This is a genomic window from Burkholderia sp. AU45251, assembly GCF_030482905.1.
In the GTDB taxonomy this organism is placed as follows: domain Bacteria; phylum Pseudomonadota; class Gammaproteobacteria; order Burkholderiales; family Burkholderiaceae; genus Burkholderia; species Burkholderia aenigmatica.
This window is the reverse complement of sequence record NZ_JAUJQH010000036.1, coordinates 39303-61515: the sequence shown is the minus strand read 5'-3', so window position 1 is coordinate 61515 and position 22213 is coordinate 39303. Positions and strand designations below refer to the sequence as shown.

Here is a 22213-nt window from a genome sequence, read left to right as displayed (position 1 = left end):
GCGCATTGATCAATTCGTCTCCCACTACAACGAAAACTGCAAGCCATTCGTCTGGACCGCGTCTGCCGATTCCATCCTCGAAAAGCTACACCGACTTTGTTCGCGAATCAGCGGAACGGGACACTAGCACTTCTACAGTTTGATCGAGAGAAAGAAATGGGCACACACGGTGAGCAAGCTTGCCTGACCGGTGCCGTATGGCAACACTCCGTCGCTCTCGCGATGAAGCGTTGGCGGATACGTCGCAACAAGAATACGATCCGCTCCGGTCGGGGCTGGAAGAAGAAGTAGTATGCGCGTTGCCCGTGACAGCTTGACCGGAAACCTTGTTGATTCAAGGGGCCCTCCCGGGCGCGCCCCCCTTGTTTTTCATTCATGGAGAATTATTAGAAATGCCAAGAGTTGGCTTGATATTGGCTCCCGGTTTTGCGGACTGGGAATATGCTTTCATCGCAGGAACGGCGTCACCGTTCTATGGGATCGACGCTCGCTTTTTCGCCCCTGTTCCAGGGGCTTTCCGTTCACAAGGCAGATTGATGGTGACGGTCGACGGAAGTTTGCAGCAATGCGTGGAGTGGAAGCCGGACGTTGTTGTCATCATCGGCGGAATGATTTGGGAAAGCGCGGAAGCCCCTGATTTGCGGGAATTTCTCCTCGCCGTCCGGGCAAATGGCTCGACCGTTGCAGGTATCTGTGGAGGGACGCTGGCGCTTGCGCGAGCCGGGCTGCTCAACACGGTTCCCCATACCTCGAACAACGCCAACTTCTTAAGTCAAAACGGCGCTGGCTATGAGGGCGCCGCACTTTATCGACACAGCACGGCAGCCGTTGTTGCGGACGGCATAATAACTGCACCCGGCCCCGCGCCGGTCAGCTTCACCTGTGCTGTGTTTGAAAGCGCAGGGTTGCCACCTGAGATTGTCGCGCAGTTTCGATCCATGTTGGCAGCGGAGCACGGCGCTATCGCATAGATCGGCTGACATAGTTATGGCTGTCGGGGCCGGTTAGTCCACACTCGCCAGCCGGCGATGCAGACGGCTTGTTAGTAACAGACTCAGATCGATTGCTCCCATGTCACTCCTGGGCTGACTCCGGGGCCGCAGCTCAACGCGCCCGGCAGATGATCGAGAACTAGCCTGAGCATTCGAAAACGCGGCCGTCTGGCGCCGATCGGTTTCACAGCTGGGATTACAAGTAAGAGGTTTGGTTTTGTACGCTCGGCCCTGTGGTGGCTCGTCGTGCCCGCGGTTTCGACCGAGAACCACGCTCAGACCAAAGAAGTGCCGTGGTTCCTCCAGTAAATCGAAGTCGATCAGTCTCCGAAGGATATTATCTTCAGAGACGCAACCCCGGTGATTGAAAGCTCACCGGCTCCTCAATCGTTGGCAGCCTGATCATGTCGACCAACCCGCATACACCAGTCTTGACGATTGCTCCTATCTCAGCAAATCCCCCTGGAACTTGAAAAATCCAATGGGCAGACTTGCCACGCACCTAGCATCCCACATTGGCAACAAAATATCGGCAGTTCAACTCGAGACCGGGATCAAACCATGTCCTACATTCTGTATTACACACCGGGCGCAGCAAGTATGGCAGTGCACTGGATGCTACTCGAACTCGGTGTACCCTTCGAAACAAGACTCGTGGACATTGATACTGGCGCTCAGCGCAACCCTGAGTACTTGCGCCTGAATTCCTCCGGTCGCGTGCCAACTCTCGTGATCGATGGCATACCACGAGGAGAATCAACCGCGTTACTGATGCTCCTTGCTGAACGACATCCTTCTTCCGGGTTCGCACCGCAACCGAACTCACCCGAGCGCTCCGAGTGGTTCGAGACGATGATCTATCTTGCGAACACGTTGTTGCCGGCGATGCGAAGCTGGTTCTATGCGGAGGTGGACGGTAAACCACAAAACGCGGCGGCAGTGAAAGAGTTTGCATGCGGCCAAATAGAAGGGGCCATGGAGCACCTAAACAGTTTGCTCGGAGATGGCCGCCAGTTTCTGATCGACAACCGCTTGAGTACCGCTGACTTCCTGGCACTCATGCTTATGCGCTGGACGCGCAATATGCCCCGTCCGGCGACTTCGTGGCCAAATCTCGCGGGCTACATACAGCGACTTCGTGGAAGGCAGACGTTCCTCGATTTAAATGCGAGAGAAGGATTAACTGAATGGTTGAACCCAACACCTTGAGTAAAAGGCAGTCGGGGCGACTCACCTACTCTACGCACTAACCGGCCGTTGAAATGCCTCGGTCGGCCCTGCACGACGTAGGTACCCGAGATCAATGACGAGCACGCCGATGCACGGCGCGGCCGCTAACAACGAATCGCTGTTCAGCACGGTGCCGCCCTCTCTATTTCCGACGGAATTTTCGGCGGTTCCGGCCTGGAACCCCTTGCTCTGGTCTCTTCGCTATTGAACGGGTAATCAAGAAATGAAAGCAGACACCAAGGAGTTGCGCAGTAACTTTGAAAAGGCACTCCAGTTTTTTTTAAAGGGCGAGTTCGCGGGCCATCCCGGCGTGAAAGTCACCAAGAACAAAATCACGGTCAGCCACAAGGAATCGGGGACCGTGGCGACCCTGCACTTCGAATACTTGGCCAATATCAGGGCCTACGAAACCATTATCTTCGTCGAGCATCCAACCCTACGGGCGGAGCTCGATCGCATAGGTCCGCCCTATCCGTCAAACCTGCCAAACGCAAAACTCGTCTACAGCATGTCGACCGTCACCGAAGACGATGCCTGCCCATTACTGCCCGTCACGGAGCAAGGCATCGAAACCACCTGCCAGGGGTTGCTTCGCAGGCTCCGGGAGATTGACTTGCCGATTGTCTCCAACCTCCTCAACCTCGGCCCCGGCCTGGTGAACGATGTGATCGCCAGGCCAAAGTACTACTCCTACCCAGTTCCACTTATCTTTGTCGCCTTGCGCAGCAATGGCATGAAGCCGGATGAGGACGCCCTGGCCAGAATCCTGAGCGAGCAGACCCTTGGTTATACCAACCACCGGGAACAGAAAGAATCGTTCAACATGCAGCTATTGGGGAGTGTCGGAAGCTGATGATCTTGAGCTGGAAGCCCCCAATTCGCCACAACGAGAAACTGATTGGCTCATATGACGCTGAGGCCGGCTCTTATGTGACTTCCGGCTCAGATTTCGACTACCTGGCCCTACTGGATGGGCGGCCGTATCCGCCGGCAATGGACGCGCCGTCGGTGTTCTTCCAGTGCAAGGTGAAGAAGCTGCTGGAGCACGATTGCCTGTGGCTGCTGGGGGGCATTCCCCTGGTGTCGGCGCGCCTGGCGGGCTTTCTCGGCGCCCAGGCGCCGGCAGACGTCGAGTTGATCCAGCCCCTGCGCCTGGTAGCCGACCATCAGGAAGTCAGCCAACGGTTTTATATCGTCAACGCCGTAAAGGCCGTTAACGCGATCGACCACACTCGCTCCGAAGCCGAACGAGACGACGAGGGAAATTTGCTCTACTTCAATAAGACCTGGTTTCTCGACAACGTCCTGGGCATGGATCTGATCGCCCGGGACGCGGAGTCCGGAGACCTATTGATCACAGCCACATTGGCCGACAGTTTGATCGACGCAGGCTTCAAGGGCGATAAGGGGTTAGGGCTCTACAGTGCCGGACAGCGTTTCGTGCCTTATCGTAGTAATGCCTGAAATCAGACCTCGACCAAGTGATAATGTCCAGGCTTCCTCCAGGAAACCCGGATGAACCTGCCGCTGAGCAGGTTCAGGTCACGCAGGTACGGGTCTGAACAGCACTTCGGCATCGATTGCCGCCGCATTCTTCCCAACGTGCTGCCCCATCGGCTATCGATCATGCCAACAACGGCATCACCGGCCGACGAGCGGAAATGCCGCTGTTCACCTCTCCTGTCACTGTCGGCCGGCGTAATACCGTGCAGCGGCAGCGATTTCATCAGGCGTCATCTGCCGCGCCACATTGCGCATCTGCTCGCTGATGTCGTTGTGCCGCGCACCCGACGCAAATGCCTGCAACTGCGTCTTGATGTAGGCCTCGGGCTCGCCTTCGAGCCATGGCCCGCCGACCTTGTTGTCCATCCCCCCGTGGCACGACGCGCATGGCGCGATGTTGCGCATCGGCGCGCCGCTCGCGACGATCTTCGGCGGATTCACCGCAGACTTCGTCACGGCGCGCGGCAAGTACGCGTAGTACGCCGCCAGATCGCGCATGTCCTGGTCGGACAGATTCGCTGCCATCGACTCCATCACCGCGTTCGTGCGTGCCCCCGCCTGGAAGTCCTTCAGTTGCTTGTAGACGACCGCCGCATACTGGCCCGCGAGGTTCGGCGAATCCGCGTCGCTCATGCCTCGCGCGCCGTGACACATCGTGCAGCGCATCGCGAGCGTCGCGCCGCGGCCGATCGACAGGCTGTCCGTCTTCGACATCATCTGCGGCGTGACGACCACCGTGCTGGTCTTGATCGTCGACGGCTCCGGCTGCGAGGCCAGCCACGCCCGCGGCACGCCGGCCGCGCTGCAGATCGCATTCCAGATTCCCTGGAACTGCGCATCCTTCTGCACGGACGGCAGCCAGACGAAACCGATCAGCACCGACGCGGCCACCGTGAACAGCGTGAGCCCGACGCTCACGGTAAGCCAGCGGTTGCGAAGCGAAAACAGGCGTTCCGTGCTCATCGTTGCGTCCCCAGGTAGATGGCTGGTACCGACGGCTGCTTGAGCACCATCAACTGTGCGATCGGGTAGCCGTAGTTGACGACCGTGAGGCCGATCATCAGCGCGATCCACAGCCCGAAGCTGTTGAGCGCGATGGGCAGCTTCTTCGGCTCGTGCACGGCCGAGCTGAACGTGAACTCCGCGGGCTTGATCTTCGCGCCGCGATGGCCGCGTATCAGCACGACGAAGAAGAGCACCGCCGACGCGACCAGGATCAGCGCGCCGATCACCGACAGGATCACCCAGATCGCCTGCGGCGCAAGCGCGGGATCGCTGTAGTCGTAATAGGCCATCCGGCGCGGCATGCCTAGGATGCCGACGTAATGCCACGGGAACGTCGTGACGATCATCCCGACGAACCACAGCCAGAGCTGCGTCTTGACGAGACGCGCGCTGCCGAGCGCACGGCCCGTCAGATACGGCCACAGCTCGTACGCGATCGCGAAGTACATGATGACGACCGCGCCGCCGAAGATCAGGTGAAAATGGCCCGTGATCCACTGCGTGTTGTGAATCGTCGAATCGAGTTGGTAGCTCATGTTGATGAGCCCGCCCGCACCGCCGAAGCCGAGCATCACGAACGAGAACGCGACGGCAAGCATCATCGGCTCATGCCACGGCAGCGCGCGCAGCCAACCGAACGCCCCCTTGCCGCCGCGCAGCCGCGCGGCGATCTCGACCGACGCGCACACGGTGAACACGGTGAGGAGCGTCGGCACCGCGACGATCGCCGTGAACACCGACTGCAGGAACTTGAAGCCGGAGCCCACCTGAGGATCGGCGAACAGGTGGTGAATGCCGATCGGCATCGCGCCGACGAGGAACAGGATGAACGAGATGCGCGCCATGCCGTCGCTGTACAGCTTGCCGCCGATCGCGCGCGGCACGAGCGTGTAGTACGCGATATACGCCGGAATCAGCCAGAAGTACACGATCGCATGCAGCGTCCACGAGAAGAACACGCGGGCGAGACCGGCATCGATCGTCGTCTTGAGCCCCACCGCGACCGGCAGGATCTGGAACAGGATCTCGATTGCGGCGCCGATCGAGGTCCAGCCCCACAGATACGCGCCCGCGACGTTCGCGAACATCGCGAGCGGGATCGGCACGCCGGGATTCGCCTTCTTCCATACGTACAGGTTCACCGACGTCAGCGCGACCCAGATCCACGAACCGACGACGACGAGGACGACGCCGAGGTAGTAGAACGGGCTGCCGATCATCGGCGGATAGAACGTGTAGAGGACGGACGACAGGCCGAGCGACACGGGCACCATCGCGACGACCGAGCCGACCGCGATCAGCCCCAGGCCGGCCCACGCCCATTTGCGGCCGACCAGCGGCATCTTGAGCGCGAGCTCGTTGATCGCATAGCCGAAGCCCATCGCGATCAGCGTCGGGAATACGTAGCCCATCACGGAGCCGTGCGCCGTCACCGAGCGATAGTAGAGCTCGGGATTGCCGAGCCATGGATGCAGCGGACTGCGCGCAAGCATCTGCCATGCGCCGAGCAGCAGCGCGACGCCGAAGACCGCGAACGCGAGCCAGAAATGCGCGAGTACCAGTCGATTATTCTTTAACACAGCTCAGTCTCCGCGCGCCGGACGCCAGTTTGTCGAATTCCGCACGATCAATCACCTTGACGTGCGCCCACATCCCCTCGTGGCCGGTTCCGCAATATTCGTGGCACGGCATCAGGTGGTCCTTCGGCTTGTTGAAGGTCGTCCGGAACGTTGCGACGTAGCCCGGCTCGAGCATCGAATTGATGTTGGTGTCGGTGATGAGGAAGCCGTGCACGACGTCCGCACTCGTCGCGCGGAACGTCACCGGCGTGTTCGCCGGCACCAGAATGCACTGCGGCGTGAACGAGTACTGCTGGCCGATCACGCGCACCGTGACAGAGCCGTCCGGCTCGCGCGCGGTACCGAGGTTGCTCTCGATGAATTCGCCCGAGACGTGCAGCGTCGTCGGGTCGACCGTCTCGACGCGAGACGGCGGCATCATGGCCCAATGCAGGCCGGTGTATACCATCATGGCGACGAGGAGGACCATCAGGCCGACGGCCAGGATCGCCCATCTGCGCTCGATCCGGGCCGCGAGCTGCGCGCCGTCGAGACGGTCTGGCAAAGGTTGTTTGGACATGGGAACCCGGTTACTGGATCAGGCCGCGGGGCAGGAAAACGAAAAAGTAGAAGGCAAACCACAGTGCGATCACGATCGCGGTTGCGGTGCCTGCGAGCGCGAGCGCGCCGTGCGGACCCGCGCGGACGATCTCGTCAACCGCGTCGTCGTGCGGTTCGGGACCGTTGCCGGGCCGTTGAAATGTGTCGCTCATGATGTCCTCAATAGAGCGGAGCCGAACGCAGCGCATTGGCTTCCTTCGCGGAAACCGGCGTGCCGCGGTTGCCCCAGGCGGTCCGGATGAAGGTCGTCACGGCCGCTACCTCGTCGTCCGACAGCGACTGGGCGAAAGGCGGCATGCCGTAGGGTTCGGGGTTCTTCGTGGTGCCGGGCGCGTATCCGCCATTCAGCACCATGCGGATCGGGTTCACCGCGGACGTCATCTGGATCGACTGGTTGCCCGCGAGCGGCGGGAACGCCGGCGGCTTGCCGAGGCCGGTCTTGCCATGACAACTTGCGCACTGGGCGCCGTAGATCTTCGCGCCGAGCTTGTTGAGTCGCGCCTGCTCCGACGCGGGCACCTTCGTCGGCCGCGCGGACACGGCTTCGCTCCCGCGTTGCGGCAGCGACTTCAGGTAGACGGCCATCGCACGCACGTCATCGTCGGACAGGTGCTGCAAGCTGTTGTAGACGACTTCCGCCATCGGGCCATACACCGTGCCGCGATGCGACGCGCCCGCTTGTAGCAGGTCGGTGATTTCGGCGATGTTCCACTCGCCGAGCCCCGCTTCCTTGTTCGACGTGAGCGACGGCGCATACCACGCCTGCATCGGTATCAGCCCGCCTTCGAACGCGTTCGCTTCCGAGCTGCCGCCCAGCGCATTGATCGCGGTGTGGCACATCGAGCAATGGCCGAGCCCTTGCACGAGATACGCGCCGCGGTTCCATTCGGTCGACTTCGTGGTATCCGGCTGATACTCGCCTTCCTTGAAGTACAGCGTGCGCCAGCCGATCAGGAGTTGCCGGTTGTTATACGGAAAGCGCAGGTCGTGCGGCCGGTTTGCCAGCTTCACGGGCGGCACCGAGCGCAGGTACGCGAAGATCGCATCGGAATCCGCGCGCGTCACCTTGGTGTACGCGGCGAACGGCATGGCCGGATACAGCAGCGAGCCGTCGCGCGACCGGCCGGTGTGCATCATCGAGTAGAACTCGTCGGCCGTCCATTTGCCGATGCCGGTTCCGTCGTCGGGCGTGATGTTCGGCGAGTACAGCGTGCCGAATGGCGTCGGCATCTCGCGGCCGCCCGCGAAGAGCTTCTCGCCCGGCACCGTATGGCACGCGATGCAGTCGCCCGCACGCGCAAGGTACTCGCCCCGCCGGACGGTCGCGGCGTCGTTCGACGGCTGCGCGAATGCCGAGCCCGCGACGGCGCACAGGACGCCGGCGAATGCGAGCGCGCGGCGCAGTTTCACGATCAATTGCTTGTGCACGGAGGTCTCCATTAGCGGGTCTCGCCACCGCATGCGAGCGGCATGACGAGCGAGCCCACGGGCGCGGGCGACGGACTGGCAGGCGCGGGCCGCGACGCGAGCCACGCGGAGACCGCGGTCACGTCGGTGTCGGTGAGCCGGGATGCGACCTCCTGCATGCAGTCGGGCGCGATCGATGTGCGCGTTCCGTAGCGCCACGCGCCGAGCTGCGCGCTCAGATAGCTCGCGTGCAGGCCGAGCAGGCCGGGAACGGCAGGCTCCATCCCCGTGAGCGCCGCGCCATGGCACGACACGCACGCGGGAATCTTGCGCGCCGGGTCGCCCGACTTCACCAGTTGCTGCCCTCGCTCCAGCATCGCGGGCGCGACGGCGGGCGCTGCGATCGCAGGGAATGGCGGGCGCAGGCTCGCGAAGTGGTCGGCTATCCGATGCAGGTACGCGTCGGGCAGGTACGCAAGCAGGTAGTTCATCGGCGGGTACTTGCGCCGGCCATCGCGAAACGCGACGAGCTGGTTGTACAAGTAACCGGCCGGCTTGCCCGACAGGCGCGGGAAGTAGTCGTCCGACGTCCCCTGCCCTTGGCGGCCATGACACGCGGCACAGGCCAGCACGCGTGCCTCCATCGAATCGGGCGCGCGCTCCGTCTGCGGTTCCCGAGAGAACGCCGGCTGGCTCAGCAAACCGCACAGCACGGCGAGTATTGCGGTGGATCTCAAAGTCACTGTCATCTTCTCGGACAAGGCATCCCGTTCCCGCTATCACGCGAGCCGCCCCCGCGAATCTTTGGCGCAAGCAAGTACATCGCCGGCACCATTGCCTTCGTTGGCCTCAAGGGAACCTGTTATTCAAATTTTGATCGACGTGAGATTCTCATGCGCGCCACCGGCTCGCCTTGACTCACGTCAAATGTGGACCGACCAGCTTTTCGTAGGCATCTTCGAGCCATATGACCGGCTCCCCGCGTTTAGTACGGTGACGATGTAGAGTCCGTTCCAGAGCGGAACGGCAATGAAAAAGCGATTCACCGAAGAACAAATCATCGGCATCGTGATGGAAGCTGAGGCTGGCTTGAAGCCGGCGGAGCTGCGCCGGCTGAAGCAGCTTGGTGAAGAGAACGCGAAGCTCAAGCGACTCGTTGCTGATCTGTCGCTGGACAAGGCCATGTTGCAGGATGTGCTTTCAAAAAATGTATGGTCCGCCCCGGCTTTGCAAGGCGAGCGTTGTCGAGCCGACGCATGTCAGTTTGCGTAAATGTATCCGGCCTCTCGCGAGTCGGACCTATCCGTGATTTCGTGGGCAGGTCAGCCTCACGGAACGTCACATTGGCGTCGATCGAGATATCAAGCTGTCGCCGACGCTGCTCTTCACGCCGGGCGAGAATGGGATCGACCTGGTTACCGACCATGTCGCGATATCCGATGGCCAGTTTCCGGGCTTCCCCAAGCGAAACGCGCGACAGCGGTCCAAGGCCCATTTCGCGCACGCGCCCATCGAGCGTGAAGCGAAACACCCATGAGCGTGCGCCGCTGTCGGCGATCCGAAGGTAGAGGCCACCGCCGTCTGCGTAATGGCCTGGATCAGCCGCCTTCGCGACGCGCGGTGCGCTGAGCCGATGCAAGTGTCGTCCCGCCATGTCGTCCTCCTTTCCTACCCACAAAACCCAGCTCGCTACCCATGTTTCATGGGGAGATTGTGCGGAGCCGTGGCGGAAGTCGCAAGCACGCCGCTACCCACAAATCGCTTTGAAATCAGCGATCTAGGGCGCGTTTACGGAAGCCGCCGGAATGCGCGGGAAGCCTTGACTGGCGGAAGGCAGCCGGAGTCGAACCGACCCGGGAGTGTCTGACACCCCCAACCGGGTTTGAAGCCCGGCCGTACCACCGGATACGAATGCCTTCCGTGGGGAAAAGAATCAAAGAAACGACGAGCGCCTACGCCTGATTACCCGCCCAACCGCTGTCAGGCCGCAGGAAGTGAAGATCGCGGTGGAAGCGAGTATACCCAACCCGATCGAAGAACTCGAGAATCTGGATCGCGCGCTTGCGGCCGAGCCCCGTCGCGTCACGGAACGTCGCGGCATCGAGCCCGCCGCCGCGCGACGGCGCGAGATGCGCGACCAGTTGCGCAAGCTCCCGCACGACGTCCGCGTGATAGAACAGGTCGCGCACGACCTGGTGCACGTCACCGCGCCGCGCGAGCTTGCGCAGCAAGGTCCGCACCGCATCCTCGGCCTCGCCCGTGTCGCGGGCCAGGTCGCGCACCCACGGCGGATCGAAGCGCCCCGCCTGAAGCAACGGCAGCAGTTGCTGCGCCAGCGCTTCCTCGCGCGGCTCGAGGCTCACCGAATGCGATGGCAGGTGCAGCCACGGCCCGCTTCGCGCGACTTCGCCACCGGTCACCAGTGCATCGACGAGCGCGCGCCACAGCGTATCGCCGGCGAGCGGCGCGGCCATCCGCCGCAGCCGTGCGGCGTCGAGCCCCTGCTCGTCGGGCATGCGCTCGTGATACGCGCGCAGCGTATCGATCGCCCGGGTCTGCAATGCGCGCCAGTGCGCATGCGCAATCACCGCACCGTCGTTCGACGCGGCGTCGCGCTGCCCGATCGCCAGCGCGTCGTCCGGCAACGCCAGTGCGTTCGGAGCAAAACCCGTCAGATGCGTGAGCATCGCGCGCGGGATGCCGAGCGGCGCCTGCGCGAGCAGCGCATCGAGGCGCCCTTCGTCGAGCCATTCGGCCAGCGCGTCGAGCCACGCGCGGCGCTGGGGCGTACGACGCTTTCGCGCCGGCCCGAACGGGTCGAGCACGCGGCCGCCGCCGACCGTGCGCGTCGCCTGCGGATTGCGGACGATGAACCGGTCGCCCGGCAGCGCAAACACCGGCTCGTCGAATACCAGTTGCACGCGCATCCGCTGGCCGGCCGCGAGCGTGTCGCCGTCGAGCAGCGCGACATGCGCGACGCGGTGCAGCGTGCCGAGATGCACGTGCAGCGGCGCCCAGTGCGTCAGCGTGAGCCCCGCATCCGCGAGCAGCGTCAGTTCGACGTCGAGACGCGGTGACGTCGCGACGAGCCGCGCATCGGCGACGGTGTCGCCACGCTCGACATCGGCCTTGTCGACGCCAGCGAGATTCAGTGCGCAACGCTCGCCCGCGCGGCCGGCCTCGACGGGCCGGTTCTGCGCATGGATGCTGCGCACGCGCGCCGCGCCGCCGCTACGCACGATCGCGAGCGTATCGCCGGTCGCGACGCGGCCCGCGAACGCGGTGCCCGTCACGACGGTGCCCTGCCCCGCGAGCGTAAACACGCGATCGACTGCGAGCCGGAACAGCCCGTCGTCGCGGCGGGCACGCCACGCGATCGCCGCGTCCGCCAGGTAACGCTTCAACGCGGCGACGCCCGGATCGTCCGCGGCGGTCGCGCGCGTCTCGAAGATCGGCACGCCGGCGAGCGTCGTATCGTTCAGCCACGTGGCGATTTCGTCGCGCACCTCGGCCACGCGCGCGGCGTCGACGCGATCGCACTTCGTCAGCGCAACGGCGCCATGCGTGACGCCGAGCAGCTGCAGGATCGCAAGATGCTCGCGCGTCTGCGGCATCACGCCGTCATCGGCGGCAATCACCAGCAGCGCGAAGTCGATCCCGCACGCGCCGGCCGCCATCGTATGAATCAGCTTCTCGTGGCCCGGCACGTCGATCAGGCCAAGCACGTCGCCGTTGTCGAGCGGCGTATACGCGTAACCGAGTTCGATCGAGATGCCGCGCGCCTTCTCTTCCTTCAGGCGATCGGTATCGACGCCCGTCAGCGCGCGCGCCAGCGTCGTCTTGCCGTGGTCGATGTGTCCGGCGGTACCGACGATCATGCAGCGGCCCCCGCCAGCGGCACGCATTGCGCGACGAACGCCGCCTCGTCGGCGGCTTCGAGGCAACGCAGGTCGAGCCGCAGCGCGTTGTCGGCCACGCGGCCGATCACCGGGCGCGGCCATTCGCGCAGCCGTTTCTCGAGTTGCGCCAGCGCACGGCCGCCGCGTTTGCCGTCCGCCGTGCGTACGACGAGGCCGGCGCTCGGCAACTGGTCGACCGGCAGCGCGCCGCTGCCGATCTGGCTGAACATCGGCTCGACCGTCACGTCGAAACCGCTGCCGAGCGCGGCCTGCAGCGCCGGACGCACGCGTTCGGCGGCCTCGGCGATCTCGCGCTGCGGGCGCGTCAGCAGGCGCAGCGTCGTGAGCCGGTCGCGCAGGAACTCGGGTGACTGGTAGAGGCGCAGCACGGGCTCGAGCGCCGCGAGCGTCAGCTTGCCGACGCGCAGCGCGCGCTTGAGCGGATGTTTCTTGATCTTCGCGATCAGTGCGCGATCGCCGACGATCAGGCCGGCCTGCGGCCCGCCGAGCAGCTTGTCGCCGCTGAACGTGACAACGTTTGCGCCGGCGGCGACAGTTTCCTGCACGGTCGTCTCGTGCGGCAGGCCCCATTGCGACAGGTCGGCGAGCATGCCGCTGCCGAGGTCGACGGCAACCGGCAGCCCATGCTCGCGCGCCAGCGGCGCGAGTTCGGCGAGCGTCGTTTCCTTCGTGAAGCCGCTGATCGCGTAATTGCTGCAGTGCACCTTCATCAGCATCGCGGTGCGCGGGCCGATCGCGTCCGCGTAGTCGTGCAGATGGGTGCGGTTGGTCGTGCCGACTTCGCGCAGCTTTGCGCCGGCGCGGCTCATGATGTCGGGAATGCGGAATGCGCCGCCGATCTCGACCAGCTCGCCGCGCGACACGACGACTTCCTGCTTCGTCGCCAGCGCCGACAGCGTCAGCAGCACGGCCGCCGCGTTATTGTTGACGACGGTCGCCGCCTCGGCGCCCGTCAGTTCGCACAGCAGATCGTCGATCAGGCTGTCGCGATCGCCGCGGCGGCCCGTGGCGAGGTCGAATTCGAGGTTGACGGGGCACGTGAGCGCGTCGACCACCGCGCGCACCGCGTCGTCGGGCAACAGCGCGCGCCCGAGGTTCGTGTGCAGCACGGTGCCGGTCAGGTTGAACACGACGCGCACCGCACCGGCGCTCTGCGCGGCCAGCGTGCGCGCGACGGCCGCGGCGATGCGCGGCTCGTCGAGCGGCTCGGCCGCCGCCGGATCATGCTGCGCGGCGGTACGCCAGCGTTCGAGCTCGGCGCGCACCGCGTTCAGCACGCGCGTGCGGCCGTAGTCGGCGAGCAGCGGTTGCAGCGGCACCGACGACAGCACACGCTCGACCGACGGTACGCGTGCCAGCACGGCATTCAGTTCATTCAAACCCGGTTCGGTCACGTCGTGGTGGCTCCAGTCTCATGCTTCGCAGTCGGCCGAAGCCGGCGCTCACGCACCGCCTCCGGCCCCGTGTCGTCACTCTGCTTCCCGCGAAACATCCGGCCACAGCAGCGGGTTCGGCGAACTGCGCTGGTAGCCGGCTTCGTTCATCAGCAGGTCGAGCGTGAGACTCGCGAGATCGTCCGCCAGCGGTTCGAACTCGTAGTCCTTCTCCTGATAGCCGATCTTGCGATAAGTCTTGCACTCGTCGCACGATTCGGCCTTGACGGCTTCGCTGCCGCCTTCGATCCCGTGATACGCGATGCCCTTCGTCGAATCGCAGTGCGAGCACTTCGTGCGCACCATGTGCCACTCGGTCGTGCACAGCCCGCATTGCAGGAAACGGTAGCCCTGGTACTGGCCGCCCACCCGCACGACGCTCGCGACCGGATGCGTGCCGCACACGGGGCACAGCCCCGGCTGGTCGAGATACGGGACGTCGGCCGGCGCAACACGGCTGGCGAGATCGGTCCAGACGACCTGCAGCGCGGCCATCAGGAACGGCGCGGTGGCCGGGTCGACTTCCGCGAAGCGCAGCGCGAGGATCGCGTCGGCCTGCGCGTCGAGTTCGGCGGGCGCCATCAGGCGCAGCCGGTCGAGCAGCTTCGCGAGCGACGGGTTGACGAGCCCGGCGCCGTCGACGCGGTCGAGCAGTTCGTACAGCACGGCACGCCAGCGCGGATCGCGCTCGCCGTCGAGCGCCGGCACGAGCGGCATCGAATGCTGCTGCGCCCGCGCGATCGCTTCCTTCGACGGCAGCGGCAGTTCGAGCGTTTGCAGCGTCGCGTGCTGCGCATCGGCGACGGTGGCCATCAGCCGCAGGTAGCCGCTGATCGGGTTCAGGTCGGCCAGCTTGCGCAGCCGCGCGGCGCGGGCCGAGAACGCGGTGGCGCGCTCCGGCAGGCGAAAGCGCGGGATGGCCGAATGATCGAGGGCCGAGATCTCGGTCGGCTCTAGGATGCGTTGTGTCACAAAAATGTCTTCCAAAAAAACAAGCGCCGACGCATCGGCGCTTTCGGGCGGTTCCGGCGAAGGATCGGAGCAGCCCGCCGTGATCGGCGAGCCGCCCCGCTCCGGTGCGTTACTTCACGCTTTCACGGAACCACTTCGGGTGATGCTTGCGAGCCCAGCCCAGCGTGACGGTGCCGCGCACCATCGCGCCGATCGAGCCCTTCACCCACAACGCCGCGTAAATGTGCACGATGATGCTCGCGATCAGCACGAAGGCCGCCACGGCATGCACGACAGCGGCCGCGCGGATCACCCCGATCGGGAAGTAGAACGAGAAGTAGCGCCGCCAGATCACGACTCCGGACAGCAGGAGCAGCAGCAGGCACGCCACCAGCGTAAAGAATAGCAGCTTCTGCCCGGCGTTATAGCGCCCGACAGGCGGCAGCTTGTCTTCCTGGTTGGTCAGCACGTCGCCGATCTGCTTGAGCCACTGCCGGTCGTCCGCGTCGAGCGCGTTGTGGTGCCAGAAGCGCACCACCAGGATCGCGAACGACACGAACATCACGAGGCCGACGAACGGATGCAGGATCCGCGTCCACTGGCCGCCGCCGAACAGCGCGGTCAGCCAGAACATCGACGGATGAAACAGCGCGAGCCCGGACAGCGCGAGCAGCACGAACGTGATCGCGGTGATCCAGTGGTTCGTGCGCTCGTTCGCCGAGTAGCGGACGATCAGGTTGGGGTCGTCGTGTTTCATTTCGCGTCCTCCTTGATGCGTCGCGCCTCGTCGCGCGCGGCCGATTCCTCTTCGTCGCTCACCTCGTTCGGGCCGACCCTGACGTAGTGGAAGAACCCGGCGAGCGCCGTCAGCGCGATACCGGCGACCGCGAGCGGCTTCGCGATGCCCTTCCACAGCTTCACCATCGGGCTGATCGACGGGTTGTCGGGCAGCCCGTGGTACAGCGACGGCTTGTCCGCGTGGTGCAGCACGTACATCACGTGCGTGCCGCCGACGCCCTGCGGGTCGTACAGCCCCGCATGCTCGAAGCCGCGCTCCTTGAGGTCCTCGATCCGCTCGGCCGCGTGCTGCTTCATGTCCTCCTTCGTGCCGAACACGATCGCGCCCGTCGGGCAGGTCTTCACGCAGGCCGGTTCCTGGCCGACCGCGACGCGGTCGGAACAGAGCGTGCACTTGTACGCGCGATGATCCTTCTTCGAGATCCGCGGAACGTTGAACGGGCAACCGGTCACGCAATAGCCGCAACCGATGCAGTTCTCCTCGTGGAAATCGACGATCCCGTTGTTGTACTGCACGATCGCGCCCGGCGACGGACACGCCTTCAGGCAGCCCGGATCCTCGCAGTGCATGCAGCCGTCCTTGCGGATCAGCCACTCGAGGTCGCCCGCCGGGTTCTCGTATTCGGAGAACCGCATGACCGTCCACGAATGCTCGGTCAGGTCGGCCGGGTTGTCGTACACGCCGACGTTGGTGCCGACCTCGTCGCGCAGGTCGTTCCACTCCATGCATGCCGTCTGGCATGCCTTGCAGCCGATGCACTTCGATACGTCGATCAGCTTCGCGACGCTCCCGGTCACCGGTTCGCGCACCGTGGGCGGTGGCGTCGTGGTGGCCGAGACGCGTTTGATATCCAGCGATTGCAATGCCATCTCTTCCCCCTTACGCCTTTTCGACCTTCACCAGGAACGACTTGAATTCCGGTGTATAGGAGTTGCCGTCGCCCACGGACGGAGTCAGGGTATTGGCGAGATAGCCGGGCTTCGTCAGACCCTTGAAGCCCCAGTGCAACGGGACGCCGACCGTCTGAACCTTCTTGCCGTCGACCGTCAGCGGCTTGATCCGCTTCGTGACGAGGGCGACCGCGATGATGTAGCCGCGCTTGGACGACACCTTCACGCGCTCGCCATGCGCGACGCCGACTTCCTTCGCGAGGTCTTCGCCGATCTCGACGAATTGCTCGGGCTGGATGATCGAGTTCAGCCGCGCATGCTTGGTCCAGTAGTGGAAATGCTCGGTCAGCCGGTACGTCGTCGCCACGTGCGGGAAGTCCGCCACCTTGCCGAACGACGCGCGGTCGTCCGGGAACACGCGGGCAGCCGGGTTGTTCAGCGCCTGCGGGTTGTTCGGGTGCAGCGGGTTCGCGTCGAGCGGCGTCTCGAACGGCTCGTAGTGCTCGGGGAACGGACCTTCGTTCATCCCTGCGCGGGCGAAGAAGCGCGCAACGCCCTCCGGGTTCATGATGAACGGCCCCATCCCGTTTTCAGGCGATTCGTCCACCTTGAAGTCGGGGATGTCGGCCCCCTTCCACGCGCTGCCGTTCCAGCCGATCAGCTTGCGGGTCGGGTCGAACGGCTTGCCGGCGACGTCGCACGACGCGCGGTTGTACAGGATGCGCCGGTTCGCCGGCCACGCCCACGCCCAGTTCAGCGTCTGGCCGATGCCGGTCGGGTCGGAGTTGTCGCGCCGCCCCATCTGGTTGCCGGCCTGCGTCCATGCACCGCAGAAGATCCAGCAGCCGCTCGCGGTCGTGCCGTCGTCCTTCAACTGCGCGAACGCGGCCAGCTGCTCGCCCTTCTTCACGAGCGTCTTGGCCGGATCCTTCGGATCGGGCAGATCGGCGAGCGCCTTCCCGTTGAACTCCATCGCGAGCTCTTCGGGTGTCGGGCTTTCCGGGTTCGCATACGGCCACGTCAGGTTGACGATCGGATCCGGATACTTGCCGCCGTCCTTCTGGTACATCTTGCGCATGCGCAGGAACAGCCCCGACATGATCTCGAGGTCGCTACGCGCCTCGCCCGGCGGCTCCGCGCCCTTCCAGTGCCATTGCAGCACGCGGCTCGAACTCACGAGCGAACCGTTTTCCTCCGCAAAGCACGTGGTGGGCAGACGGAACACCTCGGTCTGGATCTTCGACGCATCGACGTCGTTGTAGTCGCCGTGATGCTTCCAGAACTCGGAAGTTTCGGTCGCGAGCGGATCCATGATCACGAGCCACTTCAGCTTCGCGAGGCCGGCTGCCGTCTTCACCTTCGACGGCGACGCCGCAAGCGGGTTGAAGCCCTGGCAGATGTAGCCGTTCATCTTGCCGGCATTCATCAGCTCGATCACCTGCAGCAGGTCGTACTGCTTGTCCAGCTTCGGCAGGTAGTCGTAGCCCCAGTTGTTCTCGGCGGTCGCCGCGTCGCCCCACCAGGACTTCATGAAGCTCACGTGGAAGGCCTTGTAGTTCTTCCAGTAGCTCAACTGGTTCGGCCGCAGCGGCAGCTGCACGCGCTTCTTGATGTAGCCGTCGAAATCCTGCTCGGATTGCATCGGCAGCGTCATGTAGCCCGGCAGCAGGTTCGACATCAGCCCGAGGTCGGTCAACCCCTGGATGTTCGAGTGGCCGCGCAGCGCGTTCATCCCGCCGCCGGCGATGCCGATGTTGCCGAGCAGCAATTGCACCATCGCGCCGGTGCGGATGATCTGCGCGCCGATCGAGTGGTGCGTCCAGCCGAGCGCATACAGCACCGTGCCGGCGCGGCCGGGAACGGCGGTGGTCGCGAGCATCTCGCACACCTTCAGGAATTTCTCCTTCGGCGTGCCGCACGTCTGCTGGACCATGTCCGGCGTATAGCGCGCGTAGTGCTGCTTCAGCAGGTTGTACACGCAGCGCGGATGCTGCAGCGTCGGGTCGACCTTCACGAAGCCGTCGTCGCCGCGCTCGTAATCCCAGCTCGATTTGTCCGGGTACGCGTGCTTCTCCGCGTCGTAGCCGGAATAGATGCCGTCGTTGAACGCGAAATCCTCGCGCACGATGAACGAGAAGTCCGTGTAGTTCTTCACGTACTCATGCTGGATCTTGTCGTTCGTCAGCAGATAGTTGATGACGCCGCCCAGGAAGACGATGTCGGTGCCCGTGCGGATCGGCGCGTAGTAATCGGCCACCGAGGCCGTACGCGTAAAGCGCGGGTCGACGACGATCAGCCGCGCCTTGCGGTGCGCCTTCGCCTCCGTCACCCACTTGAAACCGCACGGATGGGCCTCGGCTGCATTGCCGCCCATCACGAGAATCACGTCCGCGTTCTTGATGTCGACCCAATGGTTCGTCATCGCTCCACGGCCAAACGTCGGGGCAAGACCTGCCACCGTCGGGCCATGTCAGACACGCGCCTGATTGTCGAATGCGAGCATCCCGAGACTGCGGACAGTCTTGTGCGTCAGGTAGCCGACCTCGTTGCTGCCCGCCGACGCGGCCAGCATGCCGGTGGTGAGCCAGCGGTTGACCTTCGCACCGTCTTCCGCCGTCTCGACGAAGTTCGCGTCGCGGTCGGCCTTCATCAGCTTCGCGATGCGGTCGAGCGCGTCATTCCACGAAATCGGTTCCCACTTGTCCGAGCCGGGCGCACGATACTCGGGGTGCGTCAGGCGGCTCGGGCTGTGGATGAAGTCGATCAGGCTCGCGCCCTTCGGGCACAGCGTGCCGCGATTGACGGGATGGTCGGGATCGCCTTCGATGTGGATGATGCTCGGCTGCGCATTCTTCGCGCCGTCTCCGAGGCTGTACATCAGGATGCCGCAACCCACTGAGCAGTAAGGACAGGTGTTGCGCGTTTCGACTGTGCGCGCCAGCTTGTACTGTCGGACTTCGGCGAGCGCTTCGGATGGAGAGAAGCCCAACAGGGCTAGACTCGATCCGGCAAGCGACGTAGCCGTCACCTTCAGGAACTGGCGCCGGGACATTTGTAGCATGGCTGGTCTCGGCTTATTGTGGGGGTGGGGAAACTGAAAGGAATTATAGACAGTTCGCGCAACTATGTTCGAATCCTCGGATCAATACTGAATTGTCTGATTACCAACGATGATCCGCGTTCCGCGCACAACCGAACCGTCATGAAACGACAGATCACCTCCGAAGCCACCCGTCTCGCGCAACAACAGGCCAACTGGGCCCTCACCGCGTTCAAGCGCTTCTCGTCCGACCGCTGCTCCGCGATGGCCGCGGGCATCGCATTTTTCTCCGCGTTCTCGCTCGCGCCGATGCTCGTGATGGTCATCGCGGTGGCGGGCTGGTTCTACGGCGACGATGCCGCGCGCGGCCAGGTGTTCGAACAGGCGCACCAGCTGATCGGCGACGACGCGGCGGCCAGCATCCAGACGATCGTGCAGAACGCGCACCGCGCGGGCGAGCGCGGCGGCCTCGCCACGTTGATCTCGTTCGCTGCGCTCGCGATCGGCGCGTCGGCCACCTTCGCGTCGCTCAGCGCCGCGCTCAGCGTGATCTGGCCGGCCACCGAAAATCGCTGGTCGAGCATGCTCGGGCTCGTGCGCGTGCGGCTGATCTCGTTCGGGCTCGTGCTCGGGGTCGCGTTCCTGCTGATCGTGTCGCTCGTGCTCGACACCGCGATCACGTTCGTCGGCACCTGGCTGCTGGGCAATTCGCCGTACGTGATCGTCACGAACCTCGTGCAGTTCTTCGTCGGCATCGCGGTGCTCGCGGCCGCGTTCGCGTCGTTGATGAAGTTCCTGCCCGATGCGCGCGTCGCGTGGCGCGACGCTGCGATCGGCGGCATCGTGTCCGCGATCCTGTTCTCCGGCGGCAAGAAGCTGTTCGCGCTGTACCTCGCACATGCGGGCACGGCCAGCGCATTCGGCGCGGCCGGATCGTTCGCGGTCCTGCTGATGTGGCTGTACTTCTCCGCGATCGTGCTGCTGCTCGGCGCGGAATTCGCGGCGGCGCGCGGCAACGCACATCGGCTCGCCGGCACCACCGCACCGGCCGCTTCCGCGCAAGCCGATCGCCCCACCGATCGCCTGCGCGACGACTGACCCGCCCCTTCGCCGCACCGCCGCACACCCCCGCACACCTGCCCGCGTCGTTGCAACCACGCTGCCCGCCACGCATTCGCGTGGCGTTGATGCGCGCTTTGCATGACCGCGCATTCGTCGCCGCAATCGCAAACGTTTGCAAGCCATTGTTTTCGTGCGCCAACGGGCCGAAACAGGCGAGATGCTGCCATGCGTATCATCTATTGAAACAATCGCGTCGCAGCAATTGTCAACTATTTCAAAAACAGGAACAGTCGTTGATGTGCTTGATATATATGGACTTTTTCACGCTGTTACCTTTTCGAGACACTTTATTTTTTAAGCTTTCTTGCGTCTATGGCACTGAGCTATTCTCCAATCCGCAACAAATAACGATGAATCACTTGCGTGGAGAAACTCAACGATGAAGAAACTTGCTCTCTCGACCCTCTCGCTCGCCCTGCTGGGCGCCGCCGGCGCTGCTCAGGCCCAGTCGAGCGTGACGCTGTACGGCGTGATCGACACGTCGATCACCTATGTTCACGGTAACGCAGGTCAAGGCAACAATTCGTGGTCGATGGGTAGCGGCAACCTGCAAGGCAGCCGTTTCGGCCTGAAGGGTTCCGAGGACCTCGGTGGCGGCCTGAAGGCGATCTTCCAGTTGGAAAACGGCTTCAACTCGGCATCGGGCGCACTGGGCCAGGGTGGTCGCATGTTCGGTCGCCAGGCATTCGTCGGCCTGCAAAGCAACCAGTACGGTACGGTCACGCTGGGTCGTCAATATGACCCGCTCGTCGACATGGTTCAGGCAGTCACGGCTGACAACTACTTCGGCAGCGTGTTCGCCACGCCGGGCGACGTCGACAACAACGACAACAGCCTGCGCGTCAGCAACGCAGTGAAGTACACGTCGCCGGTCTGGGCAGGCCTGCAAGTCGAAGCAATGTACGCATTCGGCGGCGTTGCCGGCGCAACCGGCAGCGGCCAGACGTGGGCAGCGGCAGCAGCCTACAACAACGGCCCGCTCGGCCTGGCCGCTGGCTACTTCCACGCGAACAACTCGGCTCCGATCACCGCCGGCAAGCGTACCGGCTGGGCCGGTTCGTCCGACGCAATCTTCGACGGCGATCCGGGCACGACGTTCATCAACAATGCATTCACGTCGTCGTCGTCGATCGGCATCGCACAAGTGGCCGGCCAGTACGCATTCGGCCCGGTGACGTTCGGCCTCGGCTACAGCAACGCGCAGTACAAGTCGGATGCCAATTCGGTGTTCGGCACGAACCAGAAGTACAACACCGGTCGCGCATTCGTGACGTACCAGGCATCGGCACCGCTGCTGCTGGGCCTCGGCTACATCTACACGAAGGGTAACGGCGACAACAACGGCAAGTACCACCAGGTTTCGCTTGGCGCGGACTACTCGCTGTCGAAGCGCACGGACGTCTACCTGGTTGGCGCGTACCAGCACGCAAGCGGCAAGAACGCAGACGGCAGCGATGCGCAAGCGTCGATCGGCTCGTACGGTATCGCCGGCAAGAGCTCGCAAGAGCTGGTCGCACTCGGCCTGCGCCACAAGTTCTAAAAACGACGTACCCGGCGTGCAAGGCGTCTCCGACGCCTTGTCGCCGAACTGGAAAGCCAGTCATCGGTTTCGGCCGTGGCTGGCTTTTTTTTCGTCCGTCGCCCGCGGGCCGGCACGGCCTGCAGCGGCCGACGGTCGATCGCCGAACACGATGGCATGTCCATCGGCCGGCAGCGGCGCCTGACGGCTGCCATGCGCCGG

19 protein-coding genes, 1 tRNA gene and 2 pseudogenes are annotated in these 22213 nt (G+C 64.1%); 8 read left to right on the top strand and 14 right to left on the bottom strand.

The features are described 5' to 3' along the window. The 5 genes and pseudogenes from QZM67_RS36725 to QZM67_RS36705 all read left to right on the top strand — a co-directional run. Positions 1-127: pseudogene (locus QZM67_RS36725) on the top strand (IS630 family transposase); the annotation flags it as partial. 235 nt (positions 128-362) lie between these two features. Then, the gene (locus tag QZM67_RS36720; RefSeq protein ID WP_301810957.1) at positions 363-971 is read left to right on the top strand and encodes a DJ-1/PfpI family protein; all 609 of its coding nucleotides are present in this window, start codon (positions 363-365) and stop codon (positions 969-971) included. A gap of 582 nt (positions 972-1553) precedes the next feature. Beyond that, the gene (locus QZM67_RS36715; protein WP_301810956.1) at positions 1554-2201 is read left to right on the top strand and encodes a glutathione S-transferase family protein; all 648 of its coding nucleotides are present in this window, start codon (positions 1554-1556) and stop codon (positions 2199-2201) included. Between the two features lie 244 nt (positions 2202-2445). Continuing rightward, positions 2446-3075 (top strand): hypothetical protein, encoded by a 630-nt coding sequence (locus QZM67_RS36710; RefSeq protein WP_301810955.1) that lies wholly within the window; start codon positions 2446-2448, stop codon positions 3073-3075. Continuing rightward, the gene (locus QZM67_RS36705) at positions 3075-3686 is read left to right on the top strand and encodes a DUF1629 domain-containing protein (protein WP_301810953.1); all 612 of its coding nucleotides are present in this window, start codon (positions 3075-3077) and stop codon (positions 3684-3686) included. The genes QZM67_RS36710 and QZM67_RS36705 overlap by 1 nt, the downstream gene beginning before the upstream one ends. Positions 3687-3905: 219 nt before the next feature. Here QZM67_RS36705 and QZM67_RS36700 read toward each other — a convergent pair whose 3' ends face one another. The 6 genes from QZM67_RS36700 to QZM67_RS36675 are packed head-to-tail and all read right to left on the bottom strand — an operon-like array spanning position 3906 to position 9018. Further along, on the bottom strand, positions 3906-4688 hold the full coding sequence (locus tag QZM67_RS36700) for a cytochrome c (protein WP_301810951.1): 783 nt from the start codon (positions 4686-4688) through the stop codon (positions 3906-3908). Beyond that, complete coding sequence (locus QZM67_RS36695; RefSeq protein WP_175025330.1) at positions 4685-6310, bottom strand: b(o/a)3-type cytochrome-c oxidase subunit 1; 1626 nt, start codon at positions 6308-6310, stop codon at positions 4685-4687. The genes QZM67_RS36700 and QZM67_RS36695 overlap by 4 nt, the downstream gene beginning before the upstream one ends. Further along, positions 6297-6854 (bottom strand): cytochrome C oxidase subunit II, encoded by a 558-nt coding sequence (locus QZM67_RS36690; protein WP_175025337.1) that lies wholly within the window; start codon positions 6852-6854, stop codon positions 6297-6299. Before QZM67_RS36690 ends, QZM67_RS36695 begins: the two co-directional genes overlap by 14 nt. 25 nt (positions 6855-6879) lie before the next feature. Next, positions 6880-7062: a hypothetical protein gene (locus QZM67_RS36685; protein WP_175025329.1), complete on the bottom strand. Its 183-nt coding sequence runs from the start codon at positions 7060-7062 to the stop codon at positions 6880-6882. 7 nt (positions 7063-7069) lie between these two features. Continuing rightward, positions 7070-8350: a cytochrome c gene (locus tag QZM67_RS36680; RefSeq protein WP_301810947.1), complete on the bottom strand. Its 1281-nt coding sequence runs from the start codon at positions 8348-8350 to the stop codon at positions 7070-7072. After that, the gene (locus QZM67_RS36675; RefSeq protein ID WP_301810961.1) at positions 8350-9018 is read right to left on the bottom strand and encodes a c-type cytochrome; all 669 of its coding nucleotides are present in this window, start codon (positions 9016-9018) and stop codon (positions 8350-8352) included. Before QZM67_RS36675 ends, QZM67_RS36680 begins: the two co-directional genes overlap by 1 nt. Positions 9019-9346: 328 nt before the next feature. Between QZM67_RS36675 and QZM67_RS36670 the strand changes: the two are divergent. Continuing rightward, positions 9347-9523 (top strand): annotated as a pseudogene (locus QZM67_RS36670) (IS3 family transposase); the annotation flags it as partial. On the opposite strand, the gene QZM67_RS36665 reads toward QZM67_RS36670, so the two are convergent. The 8 genes from QZM67_RS36665 to fdnG all read right to left on the bottom strand — a co-directional run bounded on the left by QZM67_RS36665 (position 9462) and on the right by fdnG (position 19371). Continuing rightward, the gene (locus QZM67_RS36665; RefSeq protein WP_301810946.1) at positions 9462-9971 is read right to left on the bottom strand and encodes an Arm DNA-binding domain-containing protein; all 510 of its coding nucleotides are present in this window, start codon (positions 9969-9971) and stop codon (positions 9462-9464) included. The pseudogene QZM67_RS36670 and the gene QZM67_RS36665 sit on opposite strands and share 62 nt — an antisense overlap. 170 nt (positions 9972-10141) lie before the next feature. Then, positions 10142-10237 (bottom strand) — tRNA-Sec (locus QZM67_RS36660). A 32-nt stretch (positions 10238-10269) separates the two neighbouring features. Then, a complete protein-coding gene (gene selB, locus QZM67_RS36655; RefSeq protein WP_301810942.1) occupies positions 10270-12195 on the bottom strand; it encodes a selenocysteine-specific translation elongation factor in 1926 nt (641 codons plus the stop codon). Further along, positions 12192-13631 (bottom strand): L-seryl-tRNA(Sec) selenium transferase, encoded by a 1440-nt coding sequence (gene selA / locus QZM67_RS36650; protein WP_301810940.1) that lies wholly within the window; start codon positions 13629-13631, stop codon positions 12192-12194. Before selA ends, selB begins: the two co-directional genes overlap by 4 nt. A 75-nt stretch (positions 13632-13706) precedes the next feature. Further along, on the bottom strand, positions 13707-14642 hold the full coding sequence (fdhE, locus tag QZM67_RS36645; RefSeq protein WP_175025324.1) for a formate dehydrogenase accessory protein FdhE: 936 nt from the start codon (positions 14640-14642) through the stop codon (positions 13707-13709). A 109-nt stretch (positions 14643-14751) separates the two neighbouring features. Beyond that, on the bottom strand, positions 14752-15378 hold the full coding sequence (locus tag QZM67_RS36640) for a formate dehydrogenase subunit gamma (RefSeq protein WP_039370262.1): 627 nt from the start codon (positions 15376-15378) through the stop codon (positions 14752-14754). Next, positions 15375-16289, bottom strand: a complete 915-nt coding sequence (fdxH, locus tag QZM67_RS36635; RefSeq protein WP_043177545.1) for a formate dehydrogenase subunit beta — start codon at positions 16287-16289, stop codon at positions 15375-15377. Before fdxH ends, QZM67_RS36640 begins: the two co-directional genes overlap by 4 nt. Positions 16290-16299: 10 nt before the next feature. Next, the gene (gene fdnG, locus QZM67_RS36630; RefSeq protein ID WP_301810938.1) at positions 16300-19371 is read right to left on the bottom strand and encodes a formate dehydrogenase-N subunit alpha; all 3072 of its coding nucleotides are present in this window, start codon (positions 19369-19371) and stop codon (positions 16300-16302) included. A 141-nt stretch (positions 19372-19512) separates the two neighbouring features. Here fdnG and QZM67_RS36625 point away from each other — a divergent pair, with 141 nt between their 5' ends. Both QZM67_RS36625 and QZM67_RS36620 read left to right on the top strand, forming a co-directional pair. Next, positions 19513-20448, top strand: a complete 936-nt coding sequence (locus QZM67_RS36625; RefSeq protein ID WP_175025322.1) for a YihY/virulence factor BrkB family protein — start codon at positions 19513-19515, stop codon at positions 20446-20448. Positions 20449-20851: 403 nt separating this feature from the next. Continuing rightward, entirely contained in the window at positions 20852-22012 is a 1161-nt protein-coding gene (locus tag QZM67_RS36620; protein ID WP_301810935.1) for a porin, read from the top strand. The last annotated feature ends 201 nt before the right edge of the window (positions 22013-22213 follow it).